Source organism: Pseudoalteromonas sp. D15MCD-2 (assembly GCF_038562745.1).
In the GTDB taxonomy this organism is placed as follows: Bacteria; Pseudomonadota; Gammaproteobacteria; order Enterobacterales; family Alteromonadaceae; genus Pseudoalteromonas.
In genome coordinates this window covers 3,272,532-3,293,099 of the sequence record NZ_JBCFQE010000001.1, presented here as the reverse complement: position 1 = coordinate 3,293,099, position 20,568 = coordinate 3,272,532, and the positions used below count along the sequence as shown (strand labels likewise).

Below are 20,568 nucleotides of genomic sequence, written 5' to 3'. Positions count from 1 at the left end.
AATATGAAATTTGAATTAGACCGCACTGACGGTAAAGCGCGCCGCGGCCGCTTGATTTTTGAACGTGGTGTTGTAGAAACACCAGCATTTATGCCTGTAGGTACTTACGGTACTGTTAAAGGTATGACGCCTGACGAAGTGAAAGATACTGGTGCACAAATCTGCCTAGGTAACACTTTCCACTTAATGCTGCGTCCTGGCACAGAAATCATTAAGCAGCACGGTGACTTACATGACTTTATGAATTGGGATCGTCCAATTCTAACTGATTCAGGCGGTTTCCAAGTATTCAGCTTAGGCGCAATGCGTAAAATCACTGAAGAAGGCGTGATGTTCAGTTCACCAGTTAACGGTGAAAAAATCATGCTTTCGCCAGAAAAAGCGATGCAAGTTCAGCGTGATTTAGGTTCTGACATCGTGATGATTTTTGACGAATGTACGCCATACCCTGCGACAGAAAAAGAAGCTAAAGATTCTATGGAGTTATCACTTCGTTGGGCTAAACGCTCAAAAGAAGGTCATGGCGATAACCCAGCTGCGCTATTTGGTATTATCCAAGGTGGTATGTACCCTGAGCTTCGTGCACAATCACAAAAAGGCCTAGAAGAAATTGGCTTTGATGGTTATGCATTAGGTGGTTTATCGGTTGGTGAACCGAAAAACGAAATGATCAATATTCTTGACCACTGTGCTTACAAGATGCCTGAAGACAAGCCTCGTTACTTAATGGGCGTTGGTAAACCAGAAGACTTAGTAGAGGCGGTTCGCCGTGGTATCGATATGTTTGACTGTGTAATGCCTACGCGTAATGCCCGTAACGGTCATTTATTTGTAACTGGCGGCATTGTTAAAATCCGTAATGCAGTACATAAAACAGACACCGGTCCACTGGATCCTGAGTGTGATTGTCATACGTGTAAAAACTATTCACGTGCATACTTGCATCATCTTGATAAATGTAATGAAATCTTAGGCGCACGTCTAAACACGATTCACAACTTACGTTATTATCAACGCGTGATGGAAGGCTTACGTAATGCCATCAGTAATGGCAAACTAGACGAATTTGTTGCAGATTTTTATGCACGCCGCGGCCAAGAAGTGCCAGAGCTTGCAGATACATCAGATTAAATTTTTAGAAAAATTAAAGAGGAAGTGAAATGAGTTTATTCATCTCAAACGCCCACGCAAGTGCGGCAGGTGCAGCACCAGCAGGTGGTGGCATGGAAATGCTAATCATGTTGGGTATTTTTGGTCTGGTATTTTATTTCTTAATCTACCGTCCACAAGCTAAGCGTGTAAAAGAGCATAAAGCACTAATGGGCGCAATGGCGAAAGGCGACGAAGTACTAACGCAAGGTGGTTTAGTAGGTAAGATTGCTAAAATCGCTGATGACAAAGACTTCATCGTGATTTCATTAAACGACCAAGCAGAAGTAACAGTACAAAAATCAGCTGTTTCTGCAGTATTGCCAAAAGGCACTATGAAGTCGCTATAACAATAAAAATAAGGACTCACACGTGTTAAACAAGTTTCCATTATGGAAGTATTTACTTGTTCTTGTTGTGTTAGTCGTTGGTATTTTATATGCCTCTCCTAACTTGTATGGCCGAGACCCGGCCATACAAGTATCGGGCACTAAAGGTACTGATGCTGACCTCAGCGTACTCGATAAAGTAAATGCGACTCTCAAAGAACATAACGTTACTGTTAAATCAAGCAAACTTGAAGACGGACAAATCCTCGTTCGTTTTAAGAATGTTGAAGACCAACTAAAAGCGCAAGATCTACTGCGTGATTCCCTTAGTGAAGATTATATCTCTGCAATCAATATGGCGCCTGCTCAACCAGAGTGGTTAAAGTCACTGGGTGGTAACCCAATGAAACTAGGCCTAGATTTAAGCGGTGGTGTTCACTTTACTATGGAAATCGACATGGCGACGGCGGTTGATACTCAGCTTGAGCAAATGGAACAAGATTTCAAAAGTGACTTACGTGAAGAAAAATTGCGTTATCGCACCATTCGCCGTGTAGCGAACAGCGAGCGATTACGTGTTGAAATGCGTAACGAAGAAGATAAAGACGCAGCAGAGCGTTTCTTATCAACACGTTACCCATTAAACGTTTACGTTGATGATAGCAGCAGCGACAATGCTTTTTATGCCAGCATGAGCGAGCAAAAGCTTAAAGAAATTCGTGACTACGCTATCAAACAAAATGAAACAATTATCCGTAACCGTATTAACCAAATCGGTGTTGCAGAGCCTAACGTACAGCGCCAAGGTGCTGAGCGTATCATTGTGCAACTTCCGGGTGTACAAGATACAGCGCGTGCTAAAGAGATTCTGGGTGCAACAGCAACACTAGAATTCCGCGAAGTTGATGAAAATGCAGATGCAAGTGCAGCCCTGCAAGGCCGTTTACCACCAGGTACAGAAATGATCATGGCGCGTGAAGGTTATCCTGTGGTACTTAAGCAACGCATCATTCTTGAAGGTAGCCACATCACTGGCGCGCAATCAGGTATGGATGAGTATCAACGTCCACAAGTTAGCATTACGCTAGACAGCAAAGGTGGCGCAAAGATGAATGCGTTCACCAAGCGTGCTATCGGTAAACGCATGGCAACGGTATTCATTGAATACAAGCCATCAGGTAAAACAGATGAAAACGGAAAAGCACTTCCACCAATTAAAGTTGAAGAAGTGATTAACGTAGCGACGATTCAAGCGCGTCTTGACCGTTCATTCCGTATTACTGGTATCGATAACCCAGCTGAAGCACATAACCTAAGCCTATTACTTCGTGCCGGTGCACTTGTAGCGCCAATTCAAATCGTTGAAGAGCGCACGGTAGGTCCAAGCTTAGGTCAAGAAAACATTGAAGCAGGTATGACAGCGGTGGTGCTTGGTTTTGTGTTTGTACTTTTATTTATGCTTGTTTACTACAAAGGTTTCGGCATGGTGGCGAATATCGCACTGGGCGCAAACCTAGTATTAATTGTGGGTGTGATGTCGCTTATTCCAGGTGCTGCGTTAACACTACCGGGTATTGCTGGTATCGTATTAACTGTAGGTATGGCCGTTGATGCCAACGTACTTATCTTCGAACGTATTCGTGAAGAACTTGCTGATGGCCGTAGTCCACAACAAGCCGTTCACTTTGGTTACGACAGCGCGTTTAGCACAATTTTAGATGCTAATATCACAACACTTATCGCAGCAGTGATCCTATTTGCAGTGGGTACTGGTCCTATTGCTGGTTTCGCAGTAACACTAGCGATTGGTATTATCACCTCTATGTTTACAGCCATTGTTGGTACCCGTGCGGTAATCAACTTATTCATTGGCGGTAAGCGTATTGATAAGTTGTCGATTTAGGAGTCAGCATGCAAATTTTAAAACTCGGTGGTAAAACACTCCCGTTTATGAAGTTAAGAAAGTTTGCCATGGCACTATCAACCTTGTTGATATTGGCTTCTTTCGTGTCGTTTTTTACTAAAGGCTTGAATTTTGGTCTCGACTTCACTGGCGGTACCGCTGTTGAGGTAGGCTTTACACAAGCACCTGATCTTAAAGACGTTCGTGATGCAATCACTGAAAGTGGCTTTGAAGATTTCTCGGTGCAACTGTTTGGCTCAAGTAAAGAAATTTTAGTGCGTCTTGCTCCGCAAGGTCCTGGCGTAAAAGCAGAAGTAATTGGTAACCAAATCATTACGGCATTACAAAAAGTAGAGTCGACAGTAGAAATGCGTCGTATCGAATTTGTTGGCCCAAGTGTTGGTGAAGATCTAAAAGAGCAGGGTGGCCTTGCCATGTTAACTGCGCTTATCTGTATCTTAATTTACGTTGCGTTTCGTTTTGAATGGCGTTTTGCGATCGGTGCTGTATCGGCACTATTACACGACGTTATCATCACACTAGGCTTATTCTCAGTACTTGGCCTAGAGTTTGACTTAACGATTCTTGCGGCGATTTTGGCGGTAATAGGTTACTCACTGAACGATACCATTGTTGTATCTGACCGTATCCGTGAAAACTTCCGTAAAGTGCGTATTGATGACACGATTGAAATTATCGATATTTCATTAACGCAAACGTTAAACCGTACCCTAGTAACATCAATCACCACTATCCTAGTATTGATTGCGTTATTTGGTTGGGGTGGTCAAACGATCCACGGTTTCGCAACTGCATTACTATTTGGTGTGTTCATCGGTACTTATTCATCTGTTTATGTTGCTTCAGCTGTAGCAATTGCAATGGGTGTAAGTAAAGAAGACTTAATTCCAGAAGTAATTGAAAAAGAAGGTGCGGATCTCGATCCAATGCCTTAATAAGTGATACAAAAAGAAACCGCCCTAATTAGGGCGGTTTTTTTATGGGAGAAATTATGAAACACCTGATGTTTAGCGTGTTTGTACTTTTAATGCTTAGTGCTTGTGACGATAAGCCTGAGCCAGAACAGACAGAAATGCAGCAAACACCTGAAGTAACACTTCAGCAGCAGTTAGACAGCTATAAAGGGTTGGCTTGGCAAGTTGTAGAAGCACTACAAAACCAATCAACTGCTCAGCAATTACAAGACTTGACGCTTAAGCTAATTACTTCATCAACAGGCTTGTTTTTGAATCTAAAAGCACAGTTGCCAGAGTGTGAGGCAAGCTTGCAAGCGATGGCAGACGCTACAGAGTTTCAGCAACAACAAAGTGATGATACAGAGGCGTTGAAGAATGTAATAACAATTAATGTAGAGCCTGAACTACCTGAGTTTGCTGCACCAAGCTGTTACCATGCACAAAAGTTATTACTTAATCCGCTCGCAGTTTATAAATTTGCGCAACAAGCTGATTTAGCACAGAGTGATTACCAAAAAGCTAAATTAAAAATGACAGATAGTTTTGCCCGCATTAAGCAGCTTGAGCTGATCACCGCTATTGAGTGATCTGCACTCGTCATAGCCTTGCCATAAAATTGTCATACAAGGTTGATAATTTACCCACCTATTTGTATTACTAACGCTAGGTGTAAGGTGAACGCACAACTACAGCAGATCTTAGATAACAGTGCAATTGAGACCTTGTTTCAACCTATCTTTGATATTTCTAATCAACATATTTTGGGTTATGAAGCATTAAGCCGCGGCCCGAAAGGGTCTGAGTTAGAAATGCCGAGTACATTATTCAGTGCAGCTATTGCTTGCCATAAGATCTCTGAATTAGAGCTACTTTGCCGCAGTAGAGCAATTGAGAACTTTGTTAAGCTCAATCTAGAAGGCAAGCTATTTTTAAATGTAAGCCCTAAAACCTTACTTGACCCTTGCCATCCTAAAGGTGAAACATTACACCTAGTTGAACACTTTGGCCTAGCAACTAATCGGGTAGTAATTGAAGTTACAGAACAAGAAAAAGTCGATGATGGCTTTTTATTGTTAAAGACCATTGCTCATTATCGTGAGTTAGGCTTTTCGATTGCCATTGATGACTTAGGGGCTGGCTATTCGGGTTTAAAGCAGTGGTCTGAGTTATGTCCTGAGTTTGTAAAAATAGACCGCTACTTTATTGATCACTGCGATCAGAGTGTGGTTAAAAAAGAGTTTTTAAAGTCAATTATAGAGCTTGCAAAAGCCACCAATACGCAAGTTATCGCAGAGGGCATAGAGCGGGCAGAGGAGCTTCGTTTACTCGAGAGTTTAGGCGTACAACATGCACAAGGCTTTTTACTCGAAAGGCCGAGCTTACAGCCAAGTTACGAAATTAATATCCACTGCTTAAAGCACTTAGAGTCATCAGATAATAGCAATGCATTTGAGCAGTCTATGGCAATTGGCTGGTTGGCAGTCGAGCACGCCAGCATTGAAGCAACAACCCGCTGTAAAGATGCCCACAGTATCTTTGAGCAAGATAAAAGCTTAACGAGCTTGGCAGTACTTGAACACAATATTCCTGTTGGTTTATTACACCGAGATCAACTCACTGAAGTGTTTGCCGCTCCCTATGGCCATGCGCTTTATGATAAGCAGCCAGTTACTTCTTTAATGGATAAACAGCCGTTAATCGTTGACGAAAACGAGTTACTCGATACGGTGAGTCAGCAAATTACTGAGTTTGAGTTTGATATTCGACGCCACATTGTTATCACCCGAAGTAGTGAATACTTAGGGTTGGCACCCCTGCGTAATATCTTAAAACACATTACCGAAGAAAAAATCCGCCATGCACAACATGCCAACCCGCTTACTATGCTGCCGGGTAATGTCGCGATTAACGAAGCAATTGAGCTGAGACTTCGTAATAATTATCCGTTCTCACTCGCATACGTAGATTTAAACCACTTTAAACAATTCAATGACCTGTACGGTTATGCCAGTGGTGACAGCGTTATAAAATTACTTGCAGAAGTAATAGTAGAGGCCTGTAGCACTAGCAAAGGGTTTATCGGGCACATTGGCGGTGATGACTTTATGGTGGTGTTTGATAAAAATGATGCAGAGCAAGTTTGCCATGACATCATTAGTAAGTTTGAGCTGCAGTCTCGCACCTTTTTCACCCCAGAACATATTGAGCAAGGGGGTTATTGGGCAAGCAATCGAGAAGGTAAAAAGCAGTTTGTGCCACTACTTACATTATCAATCGGTTTAGTTAAGCCTGATTTAGAGTTATGTATTAACAGCCACCAAGTCGCAGCGCTGGCAACAGATGCGAAAAAAGAGGCCAAGCGTTATCAGAGTAGCCACTTGTTTGTATGTAAACGTAGTCGACCAGCCCCTGCAGTGGTGCGTTTAAGCAGCCAAAAAGATGAAGTGATATCTATCAGTTCATGAAGAAATTTTAAGTTCGCTTAATTTTACTTGTGTCCCTGTTTAACTGGGTGTAGCTTAAAAAAAACACAATGAATAAAAATAACAATGAAGCGACTATGTAGTGCAATCCTAGTATTGCTAAGCCTAGGATACAGCCTTACCACAGAAGCTAACAATGTGGTCAATTTAGCGATTGAACAACGCCCACTGTATAAACGCGATTATTATCTTCATGAATTGCTGGCAGCAGCTTTGCGTGCCAGTAATTATCAAGCAGAAATCAACGAGGTTCTGGTTCACCCCCATCAACAGCGCACATTGCTGATGCTCGATGAAAAGCAAGCCGATGTGTTTTGGAGTATGACAAGCCCCGAGCGAGAACACCTTGCAATAGCAGTTAAAGTACCTTTGTTTAAAGGCTACATTGGTAAACGCGCATTTCTAACTAAGCGAGCGTTTTTACCGCGTTTTAAAGATTTAAAAACGAAACAAGATTTAGCGCAGTTTAGTGCCATTCAAGGCCATGATTGGCCCGATACTAAAATCCTTGCTCAAAACGGCTTAACAGTCAGACCGCTGGCAAATTACCAGGCAATGTTTAGCTTAGTGATCAGAGGGCGAGTTGATTATTTTCCGCGTTCGTTCATTGAGGTTATTTCTGAAATGGAACAAATCAAAAGTGACGATCTGGCTATAGTGCCTGACCTTTATATTAGCTATCCAACGGCATTTTACTTTTTTGTCAGTAACCACAAGCCTGAATTGGCAGAAGCCCTGTTAAAAGGACTAAAGGTGATGAAAAGCACTGGCGAGTTTGAACAGCTATTTGCCAGTTACTTTGCTGAAGACTTGGCTAAGTTGCCATTTAAAGAAGGTGAAGTCATAGAGGTAAAACTCGACAACGATTATTTTCAGCCACAAAAAAAGGAGCCTTAGCTCCTTTTTGTATTTTTACATTACAACCCGCTATTAGCGAAGTAGTGACTCAGTTAACACTGGGCGAATTTCACGAATGATTGCTTGAGTTAACTTAGGTGCACCACAAATGATGTTGCCGCTTTGGTTGTAGTTAATACCACCTGCGAAATCAACAACCATACCGCCTGCTTCTTTAACTAAAAGCTCGCCTGCCGCTGTGTCCCATGGCTTAAGGCCAATTTCAAAGAAACCATCAACACGACCCGCTGCAACATAAGCCATATCTAATGCAGCAGAACCTGCACGGCGGATATCAGCAGTGTGCACGAAAAGTGCTTTAAACGCTTCAGAGTATGCGTCTAAGTGGTGCTTTTGTTTAAATGGGAAACCAGTTGCAAGTACAGAACCTGCTAACTCGTTAGTTTTAGTTACGCGTAAACGCTTGCTGTTAAGCTGTGCGCCTTGACCACGAGAAGCAGTGAATAATTCACCACGGATTGGGTCATAGATAACAGCTTGGTCTAAACGACCTTTAACTTTAAGTGCAATAGATACTGCGAAATGAGGGATACCCTTGATGAAGTTAGTTGTGCCATCAAGAGGGTCTACAATCCATTGGTAATCTGCATCTTTACCTTTATGCTCACCAAGCTCTTCACCTACGATAGTGTGATCTGGGTAAGATTTTAAAATGGTATCACGAATTGCGGCTTCAGCTTCTTTGTCGATGTTAGTCACTAAGTCGTTTGTGCCTTTTTGTTGTACATCAACTTTTGATAAATCTTCACTTGCGCGAAGTAAAATTTTGCCTGCGTTACGCGCAGCGCGAACCGCAATGTTTAACATTGGATGCATAGCATTACCTTTGGGTTGTAAAAGAACGAATATATTTAAGCCGGCGTATTCTAGCGATTTCTAGCGTAAAGTAAACAATAAACTCGAATAAATTAGTTTGTTTTTTGTACAGTTCTGATTTTGTTGTTGATTTAATTTCAGAAGAAGGGGTTAGTGGTCAGCCGTCAGCCGTCAGCCGTCAGCCGTCAGCCGTCAGCCGTCAGCCGTCAGTTTGAAATTTGCATTCTGAAAAATTCGTGCCTATATAAAGTTTTTATACTTAAAAGGATGCAAGTATGAACTTTGAAAAATTAGAGGTATGGAAGCGTTCCGCAAGATTAAGTGCTGAAATCTACAAAGAAACGACAGATCTAAATGATTTTGGTTTTCGCAATCAACTCACACGTTCTGGTTTATCAATACCGAGTAACATCGCAGAAGGTATGGCCAGAATCAGCAATAAAGAACGGGTGCGTTTTTTAGATATATCAAGATCGTCAATAGCAGAAACACGAACGCAAATTTATATCGGAATTGAGATTAAATACATTGATGCTGCCATCGGTAGAGCTTGGGTGAGTGAAACGGAAGAGCTATCAAAAATGTTGACATCTCTTATTCATAAGATCGAAGCTGATAGCTGATAGCTGATAGCTGATAGCTGATAGCTGATAGCTGATAGCTGATAGCTGATAGCTGATAGCTGATAGCTGATAGCTGATAGCTGATAGCTGATAGCTGATACCCAATACCTATGTTATAATCCCCGCAATTTTTGACTTTCAGTAAGTAACAACGCAATGACACTTGATGATATTCGTATCGTATTAGTTAACACATCACATTCTGGTAATATTGGCTCAGCGGCACGTGCTATGAAAACGATGGGCTTATCAAATTTATATCTTGTTGATCCTGCTTGTGAAATTGACAGTCATGCGAGTGCGCTTGCGGCCGGTGCAACTGATGTTTTAGGTAAAACAGTGGTTGTTGATACACTGGCAGATGCGATTGCTGATTGTGGCTTAACAATTGGTACCAGCGCACGCTCACGTACTTTATCTTGGCCTATGGTTGAGCCGCGTGAATGTGGTGAAAAATTAGTGGCTGAGGCTGAACATGGCCCTGTTGCACTCGTGTTTGGTCGTGAAAATAGTGGTTTAACGAACGAAGAGCTACAACAATGTAACTACCACGTATGTATTCCTGCAAACCCTGAATACAGCTCACTAAATCTAGCAATGGCCGTGCAAACGCTATGTTATGAAACACGTATGGCATATCTAAATAAACAGCCAAAAGTACAAGAAGAAGACGAAGCAACCTACCCAAATGCCAAGCAAACAGAGCTGTTCTACGAGCATTTAGAGCAAACGCTAAACGACACAGGTTTTATCATCAAGCAACACCCTGGCATGGTGATGACTAAACTACGTCGCTTATTTAACCGCGCACGTCCAGAAGAAGCTGAGATGAACATTTTACGCGGTATTCTTACCTCTATTAATAAGTCTATTAAATAATCACAGGTTATAAGTATAATACTTGACTAAATTACTCAGGTAATTACAATGTACCTAGTACTTGACTGTTTTTGTCAAGTATTCGGTTTTATCAATGGCAAGTATCAATTTTTATCAAGTGATAATACTTGACTATTTTGGTCTGGTAATTAAAATTTGCACACCTTAGCGTGCAGTAACATCGGGGGCTCCATGAAGTTAACATCAAAAGGCAGATACGCAGTAACCGCCATGTTGGATGTTGCACTACATACAAATGTGGGTGCAGTGCCTCTTGCCGATATTTCTGAACGCCAAGAGATTTCGTTATCTTATCTTGAACAACTATTCGCCCGTTTACGTAAAAACGGCCTTGTGACCTCTGTGCGTGGCCCAGGTGGCGGATATTTATTAGGTCGAGAAGCGAACGAAATTTCTGTCGGCGATGTGATTAACGCCGTTGATGAGTCTGTTGATGCAACACGTTGCCACAATGCAACGGGTGGCTGCCAAAGCGGCATGCGTTGTTTGACTCATACCTTATGGTCGGACTTAAGCGCACGTATCGAAGAGTTTTTAAATAGTATTACCCTTGCTGAATTGGTGGAAAAGTCAGATGTGAAAGAAGTCGCATCGCGCCAAGATAACAGCATCAACAATGCAATTAAGCAACTGGAAAACATTCAAGTAAGCTGTCAACTGTAGCTTGACGAAAGCGGAGAGAGAAATGAAGTTACCGATTTATTTAGATTACGCAGCAACCACGCCTGTTGATGAACGTGTGGCAAAAGAAATGATGCAATGCCTGACTATGGACGGTAATTTTGGTAACCCTGCATCACGCTCACACCGTTTTGGTTGGCAAGCAGAAGAAGCAGTTGATCAAGCACGTACAGATATTGCTGATCTGATCAACGCTGACCCACGTGAAATTGTTTTCACTTCAGGTGCTACAGAATCAAACAACCTAGCAATTAAAGGTGCTGCGCAGTTCTATAAGAAGAAAGGCAAGCACGTTATCACTGTTAAAACAGAGCACAAAGCAGTGCTTGATACGTGTCGTGAACTAGAGCGTCAAGGTTTCGAAGTAACCTATATGGACGTTGAAGAAAACGGTTTACTTGACCTTAAAAAGCTTGAAGCTGCAATGCGTGACGACACAGTACTTGTGAGCGTAATGCACGTAAATAACGAGCTAGGTGTTATCCAAGATATCGCGACAATCGGCGAAATGTGCCGTGAGCGCAAAATTATGTTCCACGTAGATGCTGCACAAAGCGCAGGTAAAGTACTTATCGACGTGCAACAGTTAAAAGTAGATTTCATGTCGTTCTCTGGCCACAAAGTATATGGCCCGAAAGGTGTAGGCGCACTTTATGTTCGTCGTAAGCCTCGCGCACGTTTAGAAGCGCAAATGCACGGTGGTGGTCATGAGCGTGGTATGCGTTCAGGCACACTAGCTACTCACCAATTAGTTGGTATGGGTGCGGCATTTAGAATCGCTAAAGAAGATTTCGAAAAAGACCATGCACACATCAGCGCACTTCGTAAGCGCCTGATCGATGGCATCATGGCTGATATGGACGAAGTTTACTTCAATGGTGAACCAAGTCACTCAGTTCCAGGTATTGTAAATATCAGCTTCAACTTTGTTGAAGGTGAGTCGTTATTAATGGCTGTTAAAGACATTGCTGTTTCATCAGGTTCAGCCTGTACCTCAGCAAGCTTAGAGCCTTCTTATGTACTACGTGCATTAGGCCGTAATGACGAGTTGGCACACAGCTCAATTCGTTTCAGCATTGGCCGCTTTACGACTGAAGAAGAGATTGATTACACCGTTGAACTAATCAAAAACTCGATCGGCCGTTTACGTGAGATGTCTCCTCTATGGGAAATGCATCAAGAAGGTATTGATTTAGATTCAGTTGAGTGGGCGCATCACTAATCAGTGATCGCCGCCGCTAGCAGGTAGTGAGGATAGTATTATGGCTTATAGTGATAAAGTAATCGATCATGTTGAAAATCCACGTAACGTGGGTGCTTTAGACAAAAATGATCCGTCAGTTGCAACAGGTATGGTGGGTGCACCAGCATGTGGTGACGTAATGAAATTGCAAATCAAAGTATCACCAGAAGGTGTAATTGAAGACGCAAAATTCAAAACATATGGTTGTGGTAGCGCAATCGCTTCTTCTTCACTTGTAACTGAGTGGGTAAAAGGCAAAACATTAGATGAAGCTGCAACAATCAAAAACACTGATATCAGTGCTGAGCTTGAATTACCGCCAGTGAAAATTCACTGTTCAATTTTAGCAGAAGACGCGATTCAAGCAGCAATTGCTGACTACAAAAGCAAACAAGCGAAGTAAGAGATAAATTCATGGCAGTGACATTGACAGATGCGGCAGCAAACCGCGTAGAATCATTTTTAGCAAATCGCGGCAAAGGCATTGGCCTACGCGTTGGCATTAAAACGACGGGCTGTTCAGGTCTTGCTTATGTTCTTGAATTTGTTGATGAGTTAGCAGACGGCGACGAAATTTTTGAAAGCCGTGGTGTGAAAGTGATCGTTGATGCTAAAAGCTTAGTCTACATTGATGGTACTGAGCTTGATTACACCAAAGAAGGTTTGAACGAAGGGTTTAAGTTTAACAACCCGAACCAAGCCGATGAGTGTGGTTGCGGCGAAAGCTTCACCGTTTAAGCTTATAAAACTTTCTTTGCTTGAAGCCCTGCCTATGTAGGGCTTTGTTCTTTCCTGTTTACCGAGTTGGATTATGTAATGCGTTACTTTGAGTTATTTGCAATTCCAGTAGATTACAACATTGATTTAGCGACTATTAATAAACACTACCTTGAGCTGCAACGTGCAGTTCACCCAGATCGCCACGCAAGCTCTAGCAGCCGTGATAAATTACTTGCTGTGCAAAATGCAGCAGAAATCAATGATGCATTACAAACCTTAAAACACCCGGTAAAACGTGCTGAGTACATGCTAAGCGAGCTTGGTGTTGATATTCGCGCCGAGCAACAAACATTACAAGACCCGCTATTCTTAATGCAGCAAATGGAGCTGCGTGAAGAATTAGAAGAACTTGAAAATGCCGCAGATCCTGATGCAGCAATTGCCCAGTTTGAAGCGCAAATTAAACAGCTCGATAAACAATACAGCAGTGAATTAGCCGCTCAGCTGGCAAGTAATGATGAGCAACAATGGCAAGCTGCCGCTGACAATATTCGTAAATTGAAGTTTGTTTATAAGTTACGCGATGAACTAGAGCGTATTGAAGACAGTTTATTTGATGATTAATCGTTAGTTGTTACACAACAGCTATTTAAGAGTTTAAAAAGAGCATTATGGCATTATTGCAAATTGCTGAGCCGGGGCAGAGCGCGGCACCACATGAGCACAAATTAGCAGTCGGTATTGACCTTGGTACGACTAACTCGTTAGTTGCAACAGTGCAAAGCGGCGAAGCGCGCACACTAACTGATTTAGCAGGCAACGCGATGCTACCATCGGTAGTGCAATACCAAGCAGATAGCATTGTGGTTGGCGAGCGAGCGGCAGCAGCTGCTACTCAAGACCCTGCAAACACACTAATCTCGGTTAAGCGTTTTTTAGGTAAAACTCAGACTGAAATCGAAAAAAGCTATGGTCAACTGCCGTATGAATTTTGTGAGCATGATGGCTCATTAGCAATCAGCACGGTTGCGGGTGCAATTAGCCCTGTTACTGCATCGAGTGAAATTTTAAAAGCATTAAAACTGCGCGCAGAAGACAGCTTTGCAGGCCAAGACATCTTAGGCGCTGTTATTACTGTGCCAGCTTATTTTGATGATGCTCAGCGTCAAAGCACTAAAGATGCTGCAGAGCTTGCAGGTATCAAGGTTTTACGTTTATTAAACGAGCCAACGGCTGCGGCTGTAGCTTATGGCCTTGATTCAGGCCAAGAAGGCATTATCGCCGTGTACGATTTAGGTGGCGGTACCTTCGATATTTCTATTTTACGTTTACACCAAGGCGTATTCGAAGTACTTGCTACAGGCGGTGACTCAAGCCTTGGTGGTGACGATTTTGACTCGCTACTAGTTGATTACTTCAAAAAACAAACTGGTGTGAGCGAGCTTTCTGCATCGGTATTGCGTTTATTCATCAATAAAGCAAAAGCGTGTAAAGAAGCGCTGAGCCAATACCAAACTGTAAATGTTGGTTTAGAGTTTGATGGTCAAAGCCACAAGGTTGAAGTTACCCGCGAAACGTTTGATGAGCTAGCTCTTAGCCTTGTGAAGAAAACACTACGCTCTTGTCGCCGTGCAGTAAAAGATGCTGGTATCGAGAACGAAGAAGTATTACAAGTTGTAATGGTTGGCGGCTCGACTCGCATGCCAATTGTACGCTCTCAAGTTGCTGCATTTTTTGATAAAGAGCCACTGACTTCTATCGACCCAGATCGCGTAGTTGCACTAGGTGCAGCACTGCAAGCAGATGTATTGGTTGGCAATAAGCCAGATTCAGACATGTTGCTATTAGACGTATTACCACTGTCGCTAGGTCTTGAAACCATGGGTGGCTTGGTTGAGAAAATCATTCCACGTAACACTACGATCCCTGTTGCACGTGCACAAGAGTTTACTACTTTCAAAGATGGTCAAACGGCAATGTCACTGCATGTATTACAAGGTGAGCGTGAGCTAGTTGATGATTGTCGTTCATTGGCTAAATTCAGCTTAAAAGGTATTCCGGCCATGGCAGCAGGTGCTGCGCACATTCGCGTAACCTTTAAAGTTGATGCCGATGGCCTATTAAGTGTATCGGCAATGGAAAAATCAACGGGTGTGCAAGCTGAAATTCAGGTCAAACCATCATTTGGTTTATCGGACGACCAAGTTGCAAACATGCTTAAAGAGTCAATGACTAACGCGAAAGACGACATGCAAGCGCGTATGCTTAAAGAGCAGCAAGTTGAAGCGTTACGTGTAGTTGAAGCGCTTGAAGCATCACTGGCAACCGACAGTGCATTACTTGATGAACAAGAATTAGGTGCGTTAAAAGCAGAAATTGCTAAACTTGTTGCCGTACGCGAAAGCGCAACAACACCTGCAGAAATTAAAGCAGCGATTGAAGCTGTAGACAATGCAAGTAGCGAATTTGCTGCTCGCAGAATGGATGCATCAATCAAAAAAGCGCTGCAAGGGCAGTCAGTAGACGAAGTTTAACGAGGTAAGGTATGCCACAAATTATTTTTCTTCCACACGAAGAGTTATGCCCAGAAGGCGCTGCTATTGAAGCTCCTGCAGGTGAAACGGTATTAGATGTAGCGCTAAAGAATGGTATTAGCATTCCACATGCATGTGAAAAATCATGTGCGTGTACAACATGCCACTTAGTCATCCGTGAAGGTTTTGACTCTTTAGATGAGAGCGATGAGCTAGAAGATGACATGCTAGATAAAGCATGGGGTCTTGAGCCTGAGTCACGCCTTGGTTGCCAAGCGGTGATCAAAGATGAAGATTTAGTGGTTGAAATTCCAAAGTATAATCTCAATATCGTTAATGAAGAGCATTAATTTTTAACGGCTTTGATTTCGTAAAAACCGCTGTAGTTGCTTGGTCTCTACAGCGGTTTTTTGTTTTTTAGAGCTGTCAGCTTTCAGCCGTCAGTTTTTAGCAGAACGAGAGGGTGGTTCAGTTATTAGTGTTTTTGAACAGCAATAGCTTTACATTTATTTCCCGATTTTCTTAAGCTTTTGATAGCTGATAGCTGATAGCTGATAGCTGATAGCTGATAGCTGATAGCTGATAGCTGATAGCTGATAGCTGATAGCTGATAGCTGATAGCTGATAGCTGATAGCTGATAGCTGATAGCTGATAGCTGATAGCTGATAGCTGATAGCTGATAGCTGATAGCTTTTACTTGGAGGTTCTATGTCTGATTTGGTTTTTTCTGATTCGTTTATCGACGGTGACTTTTACTCTACGAGCCAGCGTTTTAGTGTAGATAACCCCGCAACTGGACAAGCAATTACGCAGGTCTCTAATATTGATGAGGCTGGCGTTGAGCAAGCAATAAAAAGTGCTGACGAGGCATTTAGCAAATTAAAGCAAACAACCGCAACCGAGCGTAGTGAAACGTTACGCCGTTGGTACGACTTAGTCATTGAGCACAAGCAACAGCTCGCTGAACTAATGACCAAAGAGCAGGGTAAGCCTTTAAAAGAAGCCCTGGGCGAAGTTGAATACGGTGCTGGCTTTATTAAGTGGTTTAGCGAAGAAGCAAAGCGCAGTTATGGCGACACGATCCCTGCTACCGACAGCAAGCATCGTTTAAGAACGATAAAACAGCCAATCGGTGTGGTGGCTGGTATTACCCCTTGGAATTTCCCGATTGCTATGATCACCCGTAAAGTGGCACCAGCTTATGCCGCGGGTTGTAGTTTTGTGATTAAACCTTCGGAGCATACGCCATTATGCGCTATTGCCTTAGCCTACCTTGCTGATAAGGCTGGATTTGTAAAAGGTGCGCTGAACGTAGTGGTCTCCGAAAACGCAAAAATGGTGGGTGAGATCATGACCGAGTCGGAGCGAGTGCGTAAGTTCACATTCACAGGCTCAACCGGTGTAGGTAAGCAGTTACTATCGCAGTGCGCCTCAACCATTAAACAAACATCGATGGAACTTGGTGGCAATGCACCGTTCATTATTTTCGATAATGCCGATTTAGATGAGGCGGTTGCTGGCCTTATGGGGGCTAAATTTAGAAACGCAGGACAAACCTGTGTTGCCGCTAACCGAATTTTTGTTCAGCGCTCAGTGCTTGAAACGGTGCTCGAAAAACTCACAGACAAAGTAGCTGAGTTAAAGGTAGGTAATGGTCTTGATGACGGGGTAGATATTGGCCCATTAATTTACCCTAAGGCAAAAGAGAAAGTACAAACGCTTGTGCAAGATGCGGTAGATAAAGGGGCGTCGTTAATCGGTGACAACAGCGAGCTTGAAGGTAGCTTTCAAGCGCCATTAATTTTAACCGATGTAACCCCTGAGATGGATATCTATCATGATGAAGTGTTTGGCCCTGTAGTCAGCATAATCGCCTTTGATGATGAGCAAGAAGTACTTCAGCTTGCGAACGACGTACCTTACGGTTTAGCTGCGTATTTTTATAGTGAAAACATCAAGCAAGTTTATCGCGTAAGCGAAGCACTCGAATACGGCATGATTGGTATTAACGAAGGTCTTATTTCAAATCCCGTAGCGCCATTTGGCGGCGTTAAGCAGTCAGGCTTAGGCCGAGAAGGCGGCCACCAAGGGTTAGATGAGTACCTAGAAGAGAAGTATCTTTGTGTTAAGGTTTGAGCCGTCAGCCGTCAGCCGTCAGCCGTCAGCCGTCAGTCGTCAGTCGTCAGCCGTCAGCCTGATAGCTGATAGCTGATAGCTGATAGCTGATAGCTGATAGCTGATAGCTGATAGCTGATAGCTGATAGCTGATAGCTGATAGCTGATAGCTGATAGCTGATAGCTGATAGCTGATAGCTGATAGCTGATAGCTGATAGCTGATAGCTAACTCCTCACCTTTATTTTTCACAAAATGATAGCGCTGTCATTTTAGTTTTTATATGATAGGAACGAATTATTAACAAAAATGAAAAATAGTACGCAGAAATACCGTACACTCAGGGCTTAAACGAGGAGAAAGTAATGGGTTTTAAGAAGTCACTATTCGCGGTAATGCTAACGACTGCGCCTTTAATGGCAAGTGCAGCATTAACTCAATCGCAAGTTGATCAGTTTGCGAAAGGTACCGACCTGCTGTTTTCGGTAGAAGATAACTTTCGTAATAAAGATGCGGGCTTTTTAGGAAAAATTACCCTCAATAATGGCTCTGATGTGGCGTTACCTGCAGGCGAGAGCGACTGGCAGCTTTATATTCACTCCGTTCGTAAAATCTCAACCGAGCATGTCGCGGGCCTAAACATTGAACACGTTAATGGTGACTTGCATCGCATCGTACCAACGAGTTCATTTAAAGGTTTAGCCGCAGGTGAAAGTTTAGAGTTGCCGTTTGACGCGCAAGTATGGATTGTTGCTTACAGTGACTTTATGCCACGGGCATTTTTTGTTTCGGGTAAGAATAAACCAGCCGTATTTGCCAACACCGACACTGAAGACTTTAAACAGTTTGTGACGCCATTTACCCGTGAAAATCAGTTACGCCGTTACAATGAGCCAAAAGATTTATCGGTTTTAGCAACGGCAAAAGTACGTTTCGAGCGTAATAGCACTGACAAGGTGTCGGTTAGTAAAGAGGATGCTTTAAAGCGTATTATCCCTAAGCCTCGTAAAGTCGATTTTAATCGAGGTAGCGCGACGCTAAACAATAATTGGCAAATCAGTTATCAAGGCCAGCTTAAGCACGAAGTTATGGTGTTTATGCAAGACTTACAAGATGACTATGGCATTAGCCTTAAAGCACAGCCTGATCATATCGATGTCGGTAAAGACAAAGTAATTCGCTTAAAAGTTGACCCTAAACTCAATAATGCAAAAGCTGAAAGCTACACTCTAGAGATTGATGATGAAGTGATCACCATCGTAGGTAGCGATAACGCTGGTGTGTTTTATGCGATGCAAAGCTTATTGAACCTCATTCCTGCAAATAGCCAAGGCAGTGCTAGTTTACCGCAGTTAGAACTTGAAGACTCACCGCGTTATGGTTGGCGTGGTATGCATTACGATAATGGTCGTAACTATCATGGCAAAGAAGCCATGTTCAAGCTGGTTGAGCAAATGGCTCGTTATAAAATGAATAAGCTACACTGGCACTTTTCAGAAGATGAAGGTTGGCGACTTGAGATCCCTGGTTTACCAGAGCTCACAGACGTTGGTGGCTATCGCTGCTTTGATTTAGAAGAGCGCGAGTGCTTATTAACTCAGCTTGGCACAGGGCCATTTAAATCAGGCTCTGGCAACGGTTATTTGAAACGTGATGAGTTTGTTGAGTTATTAAAGTTTGCGAAAGACCGCCACATTCAAATCATCCCTGAAGTTGAAGGTCCTGGCCATGCACGTGCCTCAATCAAAGCGATGGAAGCGCGTTATCACAACATGTTAGAAGAAGCTAAGAAAGCCGCTAAAAACAACATTAAAACGCGCTCTGCAAACAAAGAAATTCAACACATAGATATGGGGCCAGCAACGCAATACTTGCTTACAGATCCTAAAGATACCTCTGTGTACATGACGGTACAAAACTACAAAGATAACTCAATGAATGTGTGTATGGACTCTACCTACGCATTTTTAGATAAAGTAACTTATGAACTTCAGCAGATGTACCGCGAAGCAGGTGTGCAGTTAAAGAACCTGCATATTGGTGGTGATGAAGTCGGTGCTGGTTCATGGATAGGCTCGCCAATCTGTCAGGCGTTATTTGCTGATCCTAATAACGGTGTAGCTGGCCCGGCTGATTTAAAACCTTATTTCACACAACGTGTTGCAACCTTACTTGAAAAACGCGGTATTTCTCCGGGGATTTGGGAAGATGGCATCATGTACGACCGTGAAAACTCGTTTAAACGTGATGAGTTCCCTAACAAAACCTTCACCGTTAATACTTGGGATAACATTTGGGAATGGGGCGTTGCCGATAGAGCATACCGCCTAGCAAATGCTGGTTATCAAGTGGTGTTATCACACGGTACGCATTTGTACTTTGACCACCCATACGAAGCAAGCCCTGAAGAGCGTGGTTATTACTGGGCCACTCGTTACACAGATACTAAAAAAGCCTTTAATTACATGCCTGATGACGTGTATGCCAATGCTGATTACACCCGCACCCGTGAGCCAATCGTTAATTTAGAAGCGTTGGTGGGTCGCCCGTTACCTAAACTTGAAAAGCCAGAGAATATTTTGGGTATGCAAGGTCAGGTATGGTCAGAAACAATCCGCACTGAAGAGCAAGTATTAGCCATGATCTTCCCGCGTATTCTGTCAGTGGCAGAGCGCGCATGGCATAAAGCCGATTGGGAAGGCGAAAACGTCGATAGTAAAAAACAAGCAAAAGACTGGGCTGAGTTCTCAAGTGCTGTCGGTTTAAAAGAGCTTGATAAATTAGCCAAAGATGGCATTGATCTGCATTTACCGGTACCAGGTGGTGTGATTGAAAATGGTAAGCTGTATGCCAACAGCGCATTTGCTTATTTGAGCATTGAATACAGCCTAGACAACGGCCAAAGCTGGCAAACTTACGCTGAGCCAGTGGAGGTAGATAACAATGCAAAAATTGCGCTACGCACCCGCTTAAACGCAAAACAAACCAGTCGCGTCACAGTTGTAGGTGAGTAGTGCTTTGTGATGAATAAATGTGACGCCTACAGCAAAGCGTAGGCGTCATTTTTGCTTGCGCGTCTGACTAAAATCTGGCGGCCTAAAAACTTCGCGCGAAATAAATTTCACGTCTACAATACCTCGCATCCCGCATCCCGCATCCCGCATCCCGCATCCCGCA

Annotated in this window: 20 protein-coding genes; 18 read left to right on the top strand and 2 right to left on the bottom strand. The window is 43.0% G+C overall.

All coding sequences use genetic code 11. The features are described 5' to 3' along the window. Window positions 1–3: 3 nt before the first annotated feature. The 7 genes from tgt (at window position 4) to AADY36_RS15065 (ending at window position 7,738) form a co-directional block, all read left to right on the top strand. A complete protein-coding gene (gene tgt, locus AADY36_RS15095; protein ID WP_058583935.1) occupies window positions 4–1,131 on the top strand; it encodes a tRNA guanosine(34) transglycosylase Tgt in 1,128 nt (375 codons plus the stop codon). A gap of 29 nt (window positions 1,132–1,160) precedes the next feature. Beyond that, entirely contained in the window at window positions 1,161–1,499 is a 339-nt protein-coding gene (gene yajC, locus AADY36_RS15090) for a preprotein translocase subunit YajC (RefSeq protein WP_054563539.1), read from the top strand. A 22-nt stretch (window positions 1,500–1,521) separates the two neighbouring features. Next, window positions 1,522–3,381 (top strand): protein translocase subunit SecD, encoded by a 1,860-nt coding sequence (gene secD / locus AADY36_RS15085; RefSeq protein ID WP_054563540.1) that lies wholly within the window; start codon window positions 1,522–1,524, stop codon window positions 3,379–3,381. Window positions 3,382–3,389: 8 nt separating this feature from the next. Then, window positions 3,390–4,337 carry a protein translocase subunit SecF gene (secF, locus tag AADY36_RS15080; RefSeq protein ID WP_054563541.1) on the top strand — a complete coding sequence of 316 codons (948 nt, stop codon included), beginning with the start codon at window positions 3,390–3,392 and terminating at the stop codon, window positions 4,335–4,337. 56 nt (window positions 4,338–4,393) lie between these two features. Then, the gene (locus AADY36_RS15075; protein WP_342409175.1) at window positions 4,394–4,945 is read left to right on the top strand and encodes a hypothetical protein; all 552 of its coding nucleotides are present in this window, start codon (window positions 4,394–4,396) and stop codon (window positions 4,943–4,945) included. A gap of 87 nt (window positions 4,946–5,032) precedes the next feature. Next, window positions 5,033–6,823 (top strand): GGDEF domain-containing protein, encoded by a 1,791-nt coding sequence (locus tag AADY36_RS15070; RefSeq protein ID WP_342409174.1) that lies wholly within the window; start codon window positions 5,033–5,035, stop codon window positions 6,821–6,823. 84 nt (window positions 6,824–6,907) lie between these two features. Continuing rightward, window positions 6,908–7,738: a substrate-binding periplasmic protein gene (locus AADY36_RS15065; protein ID WP_342409173.1), complete on the top strand. Its 831-nt coding sequence runs from the start codon at window positions 6,908–6,910 to the stop codon at window positions 7,736–7,738. Between the two features lie 33 nt (window positions 7,739–7,771). Here AADY36_RS15065 and suhB read toward each other — a convergent pair whose 3' ends face one another. After that, complete coding sequence (gene suhB / locus AADY36_RS15060; protein WP_054552496.1) at window positions 7,772–8,575, bottom strand: inositol-1-monophosphatase; 804 nt, start codon at window positions 8,573–8,575, stop codon at window positions 7,772–7,774. 275 nt (window positions 8,576–8,850) lie between these two features. Between suhB and AADY36_RS15055 the strand changes: the two genes are divergently transcribed. The 10 genes from AADY36_RS15055 to AADY36_RS15010 all read left to right on the top strand — a co-directional run bounded on the left by AADY36_RS15055 (window position 8,851) and on the right by AADY36_RS15010 (window position 17,413). Then, the gene (locus tag AADY36_RS15055) at window positions 8,851–9,198 is read left to right on the top strand and encodes a four helix bundle protein (protein ID WP_251603179.1); all 348 of its coding nucleotides are present in this window, start codon (window positions 8,851–8,853) and stop codon (window positions 9,196–9,198) included. 156 nt (window positions 9,199–9,354) lie between these two features. Next, on the top strand, window positions 9,355–10,077 hold the full coding sequence (gene trmJ, locus AADY36_RS15050) for a tRNA (cytosine(32)/uridine(32)-2'-O)-methyltransferase TrmJ (RefSeq protein WP_054563546.1): 723 nt from the start codon (window positions 9,355–9,357) through the stop codon (window positions 10,075–10,077). Between the two features lie 192 nt (window positions 10,078–10,269). Continuing rightward, complete coding sequence (gene iscR, locus AADY36_RS15045) at window positions 10,270–10,761, top strand: Fe-S cluster assembly transcriptional regulator IscR (RefSeq protein ID WP_054552499.1); 492 nt, start codon at window positions 10,270–10,272, stop codon at window positions 10,759–10,761. A gap of 22 nt (window positions 10,762–10,783) precedes the next feature. Next, a complete protein-coding gene (locus AADY36_RS15040; protein ID WP_054552500.1) occupies window positions 10,784–12,001 on the top strand; it encodes an IscS subfamily cysteine desulfurase in 1,218 nt (405 codons plus the stop codon). 40 nt (window positions 12,002–12,041) lie between these two features. Beyond that, window positions 12,042–12,425, top strand: coding sequence for a Fe-S cluster assembly scaffold IscU (iscU, locus tag AADY36_RS15035; RefSeq protein WP_054552501.1), 384 nt, complete (start codon window positions 12,042–12,044; stop codon window positions 12,423–12,425). 11 nt (window positions 12,426–12,436) lie between these two features. After that, window positions 12,437–12,760 carry an iron-sulfur cluster assembly protein IscA gene (gene iscA, locus AADY36_RS15030; RefSeq protein WP_054552502.1) on the top strand — a complete coding sequence of 108 codons (324 nt, stop codon included), beginning with the start codon at window positions 12,437–12,439 and terminating at the stop codon, window positions 12,758–12,760. A gap of 78 nt (window positions 12,761–12,838) precedes the next feature. After that, a complete protein-coding gene (gene hscB, locus AADY36_RS15025; protein WP_054552503.1) occupies window positions 12,839–13,366 on the top strand; it encodes a co-chaperone HscB in 528 nt (175 codons plus the stop codon). A 47-nt stretch (window positions 13,367–13,413) separates the two neighbouring features. Beyond that, window positions 13,414–15,276 carry a Fe-S protein assembly chaperone HscA gene (gene hscA, locus AADY36_RS15020; RefSeq protein ID WP_055020911.1) on the top strand — a complete coding sequence of 621 codons (1,863 nt, stop codon included), beginning with the start codon at window positions 13,414–13,416 and terminating at the stop codon, window positions 15,274–15,276. A gap of 11 nt (window positions 15,277–15,287) precedes the next feature. Continuing rightward, complete coding sequence (gene fdx, locus AADY36_RS15015; protein WP_054563549.1) at window positions 15,288–15,626, top strand: ISC system 2Fe-2S type ferredoxin; 339 nt, start codon at window positions 15,288–15,290, stop codon at window positions 15,624–15,626. 359 nt (window positions 15,627–15,985) lie between these two features. Next, window positions 15,986–17,413: an NAD-dependent succinate-semialdehyde dehydrogenase gene (locus AADY36_RS15010; protein WP_342409172.1), complete on the top strand. Its 1,428-nt coding sequence runs from the start codon at window positions 15,986–15,988 to the stop codon at window positions 17,411–17,413. A 53-nt stretch (window positions 17,414–17,466) separates the two neighbouring features. Here the strand turns inward: AADY36_RS15010 and AADY36_RS15005 are convergent, their stop codons facing one another. Beyond that, a complete protein-coding gene (locus AADY36_RS15005) occupies window positions 17,467–17,643 on the bottom strand; it encodes a hypothetical protein (RefSeq protein ID WP_342409171.1) in 177 nt (58 codons plus the stop codon). Window positions 17,644–17,756: 113 nt separating this feature from the next. On the opposite strand from AADY36_RS15005, the gene AADY36_RS15000 reads away from it, so the two are divergent. Beyond that, window positions 17,757–20,405 carry a family 20 glycosylhydrolase gene (locus AADY36_RS15000; protein ID WP_342409170.1) on the top strand — a complete coding sequence of 883 codons (2,649 nt, stop codon included), beginning with the start codon at window positions 17,757–17,759 and terminating at the stop codon, window positions 20,403–20,405. Window positions 20,406–20,568: the final 163 nt, after the last annotated feature.

What these genes read in the sequence shown, in the direction of transcription:
- tgt (WP_058583935.1), top strand. Translation starts at nt 4, where the DNA reads ATGAAATTTGAATTAGACCGCACTGACGGTAAAGCGCGCCGCGGCCGC.
- yajC (WP_054563539.1), top strand. Translation starts at nt 1,161, where the DNA reads ATGAGTTTATTCATCTCAAACGCCCACGCAAGTGCGGCAGGTGCAGCA.
- secF (WP_054563541.1), top strand. Translation starts at nt 3,390, where the DNA reads ATGCAAATTTTAAAACTCGGTGGTAAAACACTCCCGTTTATGAAGTTA.
- AADY36_RS15075 (WP_342409175.1), top strand. Translation starts at nt 4,394, where the DNA reads ATGAAACACCTGATGTTTAGCGTGTTTGTACTTTTAATGCTTAGTGCT.
- AADY36_RS15065 (WP_342409173.1), top strand. Translation starts at nt 6,908, where the DNA reads ATGAAGCGACTATGTAGTGCAATCCTAGTATTGCTAAGCCTAGGATAC.
- suhB (WP_054552496.1), bottom strand. Translation starts at nt 8,575, where the DNA reads ATGCATCCAATGTTAAACATTGCGGTTCGCGCTGCGCGTAACGCAGGC.
- AADY36_RS15055 (WP_251603179.1), top strand. Translation starts at nt 8,851, where the DNA reads ATGAACTTTGAAAAATTAGAGGTATGGAAGCGTTCCGCAAGATTAAGT.
- trmJ (WP_054563546.1), top strand. Translation starts at nt 9,355, where the DNA reads ATGACACTTGATGATATTCGTATCGTATTAGTTAACACATCACATTCT.
- iscR (WP_054552499.1), top strand. Translation starts at nt 10,270, where the DNA reads ATGAAGTTAACATCAAAAGGCAGATACGCAGTAACCGCCATGTTGGAT.
- AADY36_RS15040 (WP_054552500.1), top strand. Translation starts at nt 10,784, where the DNA reads ATGAAGTTACCGATTTATTTAGATTACGCAGCAACCACGCCTGTTGAT.
- iscU (WP_054552501.1), top strand. Translation starts at nt 12,042, where the DNA reads ATGGCTTATAGTGATAAAGTAATCGATCATGTTGAAAATCCACGTAAC.
- iscA (WP_054552502.1), top strand. Translation starts at nt 12,437, where the DNA reads ATGGCAGTGACATTGACAGATGCGGCAGCAAACCGCGTAGAATCATTT.
- hscB (WP_054552503.1), top strand. Translation starts at nt 12,839, where the DNA reads ATGCGTTACTTTGAGTTATTTGCAATTCCAGTAGATTACAACATTGAT.
- hscA (WP_055020911.1), top strand. Translation starts at nt 13,414, where the DNA reads ATGGCATTATTGCAAATTGCTGAGCCGGGGCAGAGCGCGGCACCACAT.
- fdx (WP_054563549.1), top strand. Translation starts at nt 15,288, where the DNA reads ATGCCACAAATTATTTTTCTTCCACACGAAGAGTTATGCCCAGAAGGC.
- AADY36_RS15010 (WP_342409172.1), top strand. Translation starts at nt 15,986, where the DNA reads ATGTCTGATTTGGTTTTTTCTGATTCGTTTATCGACGGTGACTTTTAC.
- AADY36_RS15000 (WP_342409170.1), top strand. Translation starts at nt 17,757, where the DNA reads ATGGGTTTTAAGAAGTCACTATTCGCGGTAATGCTAACGACTGCGCCT.